Annotated in this window: 9 protein-coding genes; 3 read left to right on the plus strand and 6 right to left on the minus strand. The window is 62.1% G+C overall.

The window, feature by feature from the left end; translation table 11 throughout:
- From DBR30_RS19960 to DBR30_RS19970, 3 genes are all read left to right on the plus strand, one after another.
- On the plus strand, positions 1 to 709 hold a 709-nt coding region (locus DBR30_RS19960; protein ID WP_258224522.1), incomplete at its 5' end, for a Bug family tripartite tricarboxylate transporter substrate binding protein.
- Between the two features lie 11 nt (positions 710 to 720).
- Positions 721 to 1,152, plus strand: a complete 432-nt coding sequence (locus DBR30_RS19965; RefSeq protein WP_005350923.1) for a tripartite tricarboxylate transporter TctB family protein — start codon at positions 721 to 723, stop codon at positions 1,150 to 1,152.
- Between the two features lie 9 nt (positions 1,153 to 1,161).
- Positions 1,162 to 2,694, plus strand: a complete 1,533-nt coding sequence (locus DBR30_RS19970; RefSeq protein WP_019445074.1) for a tripartite tricarboxylate transporter permease — start codon at positions 1,162 to 1,164, stop codon at positions 2,692 to 2,694.
- A gap of 125 nt (positions 2,695 to 2,819) precedes the next feature.
- Here DBR30_RS19970 and maiA read toward each other — a convergent pair whose 3' ends face one another.
- From maiA to DBR30_RS20000, 6 genes are all read right to left on the minus strand, one after another.
- Positions 2,820 to 3,455, minus strand: a complete 636-nt coding sequence (gene maiA / locus DBR30_RS19975; RefSeq protein WP_005361400.1) for a maleylacetoacetate isomerase — start codon at positions 3,453 to 3,455, stop codon at positions 2,820 to 2,822.
- Between the two features lie 139 nt (positions 3,456 to 3,594).
- On the minus strand, positions 3,595 to 4,590 hold the full coding sequence (locus tag DBR30_RS19980) for a fumarylacetoacetate hydrolase family protein (RefSeq protein ID WP_108540434.1): 996 nt from the start codon (positions 4,588 to 4,590) through the stop codon (positions 3,595 to 3,597).
- 10 nt (positions 4,591 to 4,600) lie between these two features.
- Positions 4,601 to 5,752 carry a homogentisate 1,2-dioxygenase gene (locus tag DBR30_RS19985; RefSeq protein ID WP_108540437.1) on the minus strand — a complete coding sequence of 384 codons (1,152 nt, stop codon included), beginning with the start codon at positions 5,750 to 5,752 and terminating at the stop codon, positions 4,601 to 4,603.
- Positions 5,745 to 6,881, minus strand: a complete 1,137-nt coding sequence (gene hppD, locus DBR30_RS19990; protein ID WP_108540440.1) for a 4-hydroxyphenylpyruvate dioxygenase — start codon at positions 6,879 to 6,881, stop codon at positions 5,745 to 5,747. Before hppD ends, DBR30_RS19985 begins: the two co-directional genes overlap by 8 nt.
- Positions 6,882 to 7,105: 224 nt before the next feature.
- Positions 7,106 to 7,774 (minus strand): HAD family hydrolase, encoded by a 669-nt coding sequence (locus tag DBR30_RS19995; protein ID WP_108540445.1) that lies wholly within the window; start codon positions 7,772 to 7,774, stop codon positions 7,106 to 7,108.
- A gap of 26 nt (positions 7,775 to 7,800) precedes the next feature.
- Positions 7,801 to 8,440: TIGR01621 family pseudouridine synthase (locus DBR30_RS20000; protein WP_375135865.1), on the minus strand; the 640-nt coding region annotated here is incomplete at its 5' end.

The raw sequence follows: 8,440 nt of genomic DNA on the forward strand, positions 1-8,440 counted from the left end.
GGTCGCCTTCTCCGGTGGCTCCCTGCTCAACCTCTCCCAGGGGAAATTTGGCCGTTACGGGGTGGACGATGTGCGCTGGCTGGCGGCGGTGGGCACCGATTACGGCATGATTGCGGTGCGCCACGATGCCCCCTATCAGAACCTCAAGGAGCTGGTGAGCGCCATGGAGCGCGATCCCAACAGCGTGGTGATCGGCGCGGGTGCCTCCATCGGCAGTCAGGACTGGATGAAGACGGCGCTGCTGGCCAAACAGGCCGGGGTTGACCCGCACAAGATGCGCTACGTCGCCTTTGAAGGGGGCGGCGAGCCGGTCACCGCGCTGCTGGGCAACCATGTGCAGGCGGTCTCCGGCGATTTGAGCGAGATGGTGCCCTATATCGGCGGCGACAAGCTGCGGGTGCTGGCGGTGTTCTCTGCCGAGCGGCTGCCCGGCAAGCTGGCCACCATCCCCACCGCCAAGGAGCAGGGTTATGACCTGGTGTGGCCGGTGATCCGCGGCTTCTATGTCGGCCCCAAGGTAAGCGACAGCGAATACCAGTGGTGGAAGCAGACCTTCGATCAGTTGGTGAAGACCGACACCTTCAAGGCGCAGCGGGATCTGCGCGGCCTGTTCGAGTTTGACCTCACCGGCGAGGCGCTCGACAGCTACGTCAAGGAGCAGGTGGCGCAATATCGCGAGCAGGCCAAAGCCTTCGGTCTGGCCAAATAGGAGCAGCAGCCATGAGCGATCGCATCTTCGCCGCCATCTGGCTGCTGCTCTGTCTGGCAGGCGCCGCCATCGCCTGGCAGATCCAGAGCGAATACAGCTATGAGCCGCTGGGGCCACGCCCCTTCCCGCTCGGCATCATCGGCCTGATGGCGCTCTGCGCCCTGTTGCTGCTGCGCCGCCAGCCGGACACCGTCAGCTGGCCGCCGCTGCGTACCCTGCGCCACCTCGCCATCATGGTGGTGGCGCTGGCCGGGTACGGTGCCAGCTTCGAGTGGCTGGGCTTTCCGCTGGCCACCACCCTGCTCACCTTTGTACTGGGGCGCCTGTTTGGCGCCTCTGCCAAAGCCGCCCTGCTCTCCGGCGTTGTCGGCGGTCTGGTGCTCTATCTCGCCTTCGACCGGCTGCTGGATGTCACCCTACCCCTCGGCGTCTGGTTCTCTTAAGGAGTCAATATGGATACCTGGATGTACCTATCCCAGGGCTTTGCGGTGGCACTCACCCCGGAGAATCTGGTGATTGCCCTGATCGGCTGCTTTGTCGGCACCGTGGTCGGTCTGCTGCCGGGCCTTGGCCCCATCAACGGGGTCGCCATCCTGTTGCCGCTGGCTTTTGCCCTGAAACTGCCCCCCGAATCGGCGCTCATTCTGCTCGCCACCGTCTACATAGGTTGCGAGTATGGCGGGCGGATCTCCTCGATCCTGCTCAACGTGCCGGGGGATGCCGCCGCCATCATGACCGCGCTGGATGGCTACCCCATGGCACAGCAGGGCAAGGCGGGCGTGGCCCTCTCCATCTCGGCGGTCAGCTCCTTTGTCGGATCCATGCTCGCCATCGGGGGGATAATCCTGTTCGCCCCAGCGCTGGCACGCTGGTCACTGGCCTTCGGCCCGGCTGAGTATTTCGCCCTGATGGTATTCGCCATCGCCTGCCTCGGCAGCATGATGAGCCAGAACCCGCTCAAGTCCTTTATGGCGGCGCTGATTGGGCTCGGGCTCGCCACCGTTGGAGTGGATGCCAATACCGGCGTCTATCGCTTCACCTTCGACAGCGTTCACCTCTCGGACGGGGTGCAGTTTATCGTGGTAGTGATCGGTCTCTTCTCGGTGAGCGAAATCCTGCTGATGCTGGAGCACACCAGTGGCGGCGGCAAGCTGGTGCGCACCACCGGACGGATGCTGTTCAACTTCAAGGAGCTGGTCCATTGCACCGGCACCATGTTGCGCTCCTCCACCATCGGCTTCTTCGTCGGCATTCTGCCCGGTGCCGGTGCCACCATCGCCAGTGCCATCACCTACATGACCGAGAAGCGCCTGGCGGGGCCGAATGCCAAATTCGGCGAAGGGGACATTCGCGGCGTGGCCGCGCCGGAGGCGGCCAACAACGCCTCAGCCTGTGGTTCCTTTATCCCCATGCTGACCCTGGGGGTGCCGGGGTCGGGCACCACGGCGGTTATGATGGGGGCACTGACCCTCTACAACATCACTCCGGGCCCCACCATGTTCACCGAACAGCCCGATGTGGTGTGGGGACTGATCGCCGCCCTCTTGCTGGCCAACGTCATGCTGCTGGTGATGAACATCCCCATGGTGGGGCTCTTTACCCGCATGCTCTCCATCCCGCTCTGGTTTCTGGTGCCCGCCATCGCCAGCGTCTCGGCAGTGGGAGTCTATGCGGTGCACAGCACCACCTTCGACCTGTTGCTGATGGTGGCCCTCGGGGTCTTTGGCTACCTGCTGCGCAAGATGCACTTCCCCATGTCACCGCTCATTCTGGGCTTCGTGCTGGGTGAAATGCTGGAGCAGAACCTGCGCCGCGCCCTCTCCATCAGCAATGGCGACACCGCCATCCTGTGGAGCAGCGGCATCAGCCAGACCCTGTTGGTACTGGCCATTGCAGTGATCACCCTGCCCCCGCTGGTACGCCTGCTGCGCCGCCGCAAAGCCGATCCGCTGATCCCGGACGCTCGCCCGGAGCAGGGAGCCTGATCCCCTCTGAACAGAAAGAGACACGCCAGCAAACTGGAGTGCCGTTAACGAACAAGGGCCCCACACAGTGGGGCCCTTGTTTATGAATGGCGTGTTGATGCCATCCCGCGATTCAAGTCAGTAGGTCACTGCGCATCCGGCTGGTTGGCAGGGGCCGCCTTGATAAAGGCTTGCAACTGTTCGCAGTTGGCGACGATGCGGCGGATGGTGGGGTAATCGTCCAGGGTCATGTCGTAGCGGCGGGCGTTGTAGACCTGGGGCACCAGCATGCAGTCAGCCAGGGTCACTTCGTTGCCGACGCAGTAGACACCGGCGGTGGTCATCAACAGCTGTTCGAGGGCAGTGAAAGTCTCGTCAATCCAGTGGCGATACCAGCGGGCCTCCTGCTCGTTGTTGGCCCTGAAGTGCTCTTCCAGATAGTTGAGTACCCGCAGATTGTTGAGCGGGTGAATATCACAGGCGATCATGTTGACGATCTGGCGCACCCGGGCCCGCGCGTCGGGGGAAGAGGGCATCAGAGAATAGGCGGGATAGGTCTCGTCAAGGTACTCCATGATGGCGACCGACTGACCGATCTGCACATCGCCATCCACCAGAAACGGCACCAGCCCTTGGGGGTTTATCCGGCGATAGGCCTTCTCGCTCTGCTCGCCTTGCCGCAAATTGATGGGATGCTGCTCGTAGGCGAGCCCCTTGAGCTGCAACACGATCCGCACCCGAAAACTTGCCGACGAACGCCAATAGCCAAACAACTGCAACATAATCTGTCCCTGCATCTTATCTGGGCCCGAAGCCCGGCAGGTGCTCGCCACCTGCCTCCTTGTGTACCCGGCACCGGTTGAGGGCTCGTCGTGATCCGGACATATCCCGAATATCCTTGCCGCCAACCGGCGCTGGCCATCAACCTCCCTGACCGCTCGCGGGCACCACCTGTTGAGAGATGGTGCCAAACAGGTTTTGGCCAGAGCGATCTTCCATCGCGATCGACACTCTATCACCAAACTGCAAATAGGGGGTTATAGCTTGATCACAATCAAGAATTTCCAGCATGCGGCGCTCGGCGATGCAGGATGAACCGGCGCTGCGATCGTAATTTGAGACGGTGCCCGAGCCGATGATGCAACCGGCACCAAGGGGACGGGTCTTGGCCGCATGGGCAATCAGTTCGAAGAAGTTGAAGGTCATATCCACCCCGGCATCCGGTGCGCCAAACAGGGCGCCGTTCAGATGGGTGCGCAGGGGCAGCAGCACCTTGCCATCACGCCAGTCATCGCCTAGCTCGTCCGGAGTGATGGCCACCGGCGAGAAGGCGCTGGACGGTTTGGACTGGAAGAAGCCAAAGCCCTTGGCGAGCTCCCCCGGGATCAGGTTGCGCAGGCTCACATCATTGACCAGCATCAGCAGCTTGATGTGGCTGGCAGCCCCCTGCGGGCTTACCCCCATCGGCACATCATCGGTGATGATGGCCACTTCCGACTCGAAATCGATCCCCCACTCCTCGGAGCCCATGACAATCGGCCCACGGGGGGCGAGGAAGCTGTCGGAGCCCCCCTGATACATCAGCGGATCGTGCCAGAAGCTCTCCGGCATCTCGGCGCCGCGGGCCTTGCGCACCAGCTCCACATGGTTGACGTAGGCGCTGCCATCGGCCCACTGGTAGGCGCGCGGCAGCGGAGATAGGCAAGACGCTTCGTCAAAGGCGAACGCCTCGGCCGCACGGCCCTCATTAAGCTGCAGATAAACAGCCTCCAGCCTTGGGGCAACCTCGGCCCACTCATCGAGGGCTGCCTGCAAAGTCGGGGCAATGTCACTCACCCGCACCGCCCGGGTCAGATCCCGGCTCACCACCACCAAAGCGCCATCGCGCTTGCCATTGTTCAATGTTGCCAATTTCATAAGCGATTCCTTATTTGCCGGCAGCCGCGCCCGGGCGCTGCCAGCTGGAGACATACCGGGTGTTCTCGATCCCTTCGCACAGACTGCCGACGTTCAGCGCATCGCGGGTATCGAGCATCACCGCCACCTCGTTGGTGAACTTCTTGGCATAGGCCTGCCCTGCCGCAAACGCCTTGGGATGGGGGCCGTGGGTGAAACCGGCGGGATGGAAGGTAACCATGCCCCGCTCGATATTGTCCCGGCTAAAGAAATCCCCCGCGTGGTAGAAGAGCACCTCGTCGTAATCGTCATTGCTGTGATAGAAGGGCACCTTGAGGGCGCCGGGATCGCTCTCGATGGGGCGCGGCACGAAGGTGCAGATCACAAAGCGGCTCGCAACAAAGGTCGAATGGGCCGACGGCGGCAAATGGTAGCGATGGCTCATCAGCGGGCGGATATCCCGCCAGTTGAGACGCACCACGCACAAGTCGCCGTGCCACCCTTGCGCATCCAGCGGGTTGAACGGCCAGGTGATGACCGACACCTGATCGTGGCGCTTCACCTGCAGCGACCAGGGATTCTCATCCTGCTGGGCCAAAAAGCGCTCGTTGATGGCGGGCACATCCAGCGCCGCCGGGTCGAAGATGGCGTGATTGCCCACCAGCCCCTTGTCCGGCAACTGGTAACTGTCGTTGGTCGCCTCGATCATCAGGATGAACAGGGGCGCTGTCGGCTCGATGCGCCACATGGTGCCACGGGGGATCACCACATAGTCACCGTCCCGCAGGGTCAGGTGGCCGTAGTCACAGAAGAACTCGCCGCTTCCTTCGTGGATAAAGAGCAGCTCGTCACCATCGGCGTTGCGCACCAGAAACGGCATCGCCTCGGAGAGCCGCCATATCCGGTAGCGGCAATGGGGGTTGCTGAGAATGTCGGGAGCCACCCAGGGAGAGAGTGAGCTCACCTCTTCCTGCAGGGCATTCAAGTCAAACAGCCGTGGCCGCAGCGGCCCTTCCCAACTGCTCCAGTCGGTGGGGGCATGCTTGTGGTGCATGTGGGTGGCGGGGCCGAAAAAGCCACTGCGCCCCAGCTCGCGCTCATAGATGGCCTGTTCCGGCAGGTCGGCATGGGCCTGCCGGGAGTGGGTTCCCTCCCGGTGGGGAAAGTTAATCCAGTTACGCATTGCTCGCTCCCTCTTTGCGGGCCCCCTTCACATCCTCGCCGCCATCCAACACGCCACGGCGGATCTGGTCCAGCTCGATCGATTCAAACAGCGCCTTGAAATTGCCCTCGCCAAACCCTTCGTTGCCCTTGCGCTGGATGATCTCGAAGAAGACCGGGCCTATCACGGTATCGGTGAAGATCTGCAGCAGGATGCCATCCTTGGTGGGGGAGCCGTCGATGAGGATGCGCAGCTCTTTGAGGGCGGCCAGATCCTCCTGATGCCCCTCGACCCGACCGTTCACCTTCTCGTAGTAGGTATCCGGGGTCGGCATAAAGCCGGTACCACGGCCGCGCAGGGTACGGATGGTGTGGTAGATGTCGCTCGACGCCATGGCGATGTGCTGGATCCCCTCCCCCTTGTACTGGCGCAGGTACTCCTCGATCTGCGACTTGTCATCCGCCGACTCGTTGATGGGGATGCGGATCTTGCCGCAGGGGGCAGTCATGGCGCGTGAATGCAGCCCGGTCAGCTTGCCCTCGATATCGAAGTAGCGAATTTCACGGAAGTTGCCGATCCGCTCGTAGAAGTTGGACCAGACATCCATATTGCCGCGATGGACGTTGTGGGTCAGGTGATCGATCTCGATGAGACCGGCATCCACCTCCGCCATCCGGGCTTGCCAGTCGGGGTAGAAGACAAAATCCACGTCATAGATGGAGCCCTTGTCGCCGTAGCGATCGACAAAGGAGAGGGTACTTTCGCCGATACCGTAGATGGCGGGAATATTGAGCTCCATCGGGCCAATCTTGCCGACAAAAGGCTTGGCCCCCTTGGCGATGGCGTACTGCTGGGCTTTGCCCGCATCGCTCACCCGAAATGCCATGCCGCAAACGCTCGGCCCGTGCAGGCTGGCAAACTGCTCCGCCTGGGAGTGAGGCTCGGCATTGACCACGAAGTTGATATCCCCCTGCCGGTAGAGCCAGCACTGCTTGTGTTTGTGCTTGGCGACCTCGGCAAACCCCAGCGAAACAAACAGGCTCTTGAGGGCGGCAATCCCTTTGGCATCTGGGGCCGTGTACTCGACAAACTCGAAACCGTCTGTGCCTAACGGATTGATGGTGTGGGTGGCGGAAGAGGTGGCATTCATCGGGCGCTCCTTGCTCTTGATTCGGTTAAAACGGATTGCGGCACCCAGCGGCGCGGCAAGTGTTAACAACTTGTTTCATTAGAAGCAGGGCGTAGCAGGAAGAGAAGAGGCGGGTTGCAGATAGTTTTTCGCAACTGGCAGCAAAGGATGTAAATGGATTGTGACATTCAAGCCACAGCCTTGCGGATCAAACGGTGACGACCCGCAGGACTGTCAGCTTTGCCTTACAGGTGCCAGTTTTTGAGCATCAGATGGGGCAAGCAGGCCCGAGCCTTTTGCAGTCGCGTGGGCGTCGGATTGATCAACCACGCCTCTTTCCCCAACGCCAGCAGCGGCAGATCGTGCAGGCTGTCGCTCAAGGCCAGCTCGGTATCAAGGGCGCAGATCTCCGGCAGCAGCTTGTGCTGACCGTGGCAATAGAAGCGCGGCATCAGGCCGCCTAACCGGTAATGCATCTGCGAGCCAATGATCCGGTGGGGCAACAGGCCGGGCAGTTGCTGATAGAGCTGGGCCCGCACCAGCGCGCAGGGACTGGCGGAGATCACCCAGCAGCGCCCCCCCTCGTGTTGCAGCAGATCGCGAGCCTGACGAAACAGTCCCGGCCTGGTGCGGCAATAGGCGCGCACCAGCTTGCGCCACTCCAAGGGGGAGAGCCCCAGGGTGATGGCCCACCAGATAAGGGAGATACCGCGCCGCCGCTGACTGGGCAGCAAATAGACCACCCCACCCAGCGCAATCACCGGCAATAGCAGCAGCGGCCAGATCCGGCGCCGCAGGATATAGCGCAGCAGACCGGCGTGGCTGTCACCGGGGGCCAGGGTGTCGTCAAAGTCGGCCAGGATCCAGCGCGGAGTGCCCCCGTCAGTATCACGCTCTTTCGCTGATTGGATCATGGTGTCAGGCGCTGGGCGCATAAGCATCAGAGCGCAAGGGCTGCGATGGCTGCCGTGAGCTCGGGAGTGACAAATTCACTCCCCACATCGGGCGGGCAGACAAAGTCGAACGGCTCGCCCGCCAGCGTAAAACTCAGTCGCCAGGCATGCAGATAGCCGCGATCGGCTGGCGTACCGCCATAGCGCTCATCCCCGAGAATGGGGGCGCCGATACTTTTGAGGGCAACCCGGATCTGGTGGGTTTTGCCGGTCTGGGGCTTGATGCGATAGAGCCGTAGCCCCTCGCGCACCGACACCGAATCAAACCAGCTGATGGCAGGATTATCCAGCGTGCGCACCAGCATCCAGCTGCCGCCACGCCCCTTTTGCATATCCCCCTTCACCCAGCCCTGCTTCTTCTTGGGTTTGCGATCGGAGAGCGCCAGATACTGCTTGCTCACCTCACGGGCCGCAAAGGCCATGCTCAGCTCGCGATTCGCCTCCGTTGTGCGGGCCAGCAGCACCAAGCCGGATGTCATCTTGTCGAGCCGGTGCACCGGATAGAGGGTGAGCCCTGTATCAGCCTTCACGCGATTGACCAGCCCCGGATTGACCGACTCACCGTCGCCCTTCTCGTCATGCATGCCGATGCCGGGCTGCTTGTCGATAACCAGGAAAGCGGGATGC

The sequence above is a fragment of the Aeromonas sp. HMWF017 genome, from assembly GCF_003061465.1.
Lineage (GTDB): Bacteria > Pseudomonadota > Gammaproteobacteria > Enterobacterales > Aeromonadaceae > Aeromonas > Aeromonas veronii.

What these genes read in the sequence shown, in the direction of transcription:
- maiA (WP_005361400.1), bottom strand. Translation starts at nt 3,455, where the DNA reads ATGTTGCAGTTGTTTGGCTATTGGCGTTCGTCGGCAAGTTTTCGGGTG.
- DBR30_RS19970 (WP_019445074.1), top strand. Translation starts at nt 1,162, where the DNA reads ATGGATACCTGGATGTACCTATCCCAGGGCTTTGCGGTGGCACTCACC.
- DBR30_RS19980 (WP_108540434.1), bottom strand. Translation starts at nt 4,590, where the DNA reads ATGAAATTGGCAACATTGAACAATGGCAAGCGCGATGGCGCTTTGGTG.
- DBR30_RS19995 (WP_108540445.1), bottom strand. Translation starts at nt 7,774, where the DNA reads ATGATCCAATCAGCGAAAGAGCGTGATACTGACGGGGGCACTCCGCGC.
- hppD (WP_108540440.1), bottom strand. Translation starts at nt 6,881, where the DNA reads ATGAATGCCACCTCTTCCGCCACCCACACCATCAATCCGTTAGGCACA.
- DBR30_RS19985 (WP_108540437.1), bottom strand. Translation starts at nt 5,752, where the DNA reads ATGCGTAACTGGATTAACTTTCCCCACCGGGAGGGAACCCACTCCCGG.
- DBR30_RS19965 (WP_005350923.1), top strand. Translation starts at nt 721, where the DNA reads ATGAGCGATCGCATCTTCGCCGCCATCTGGCTGCTGCTCTGTCTGGCA.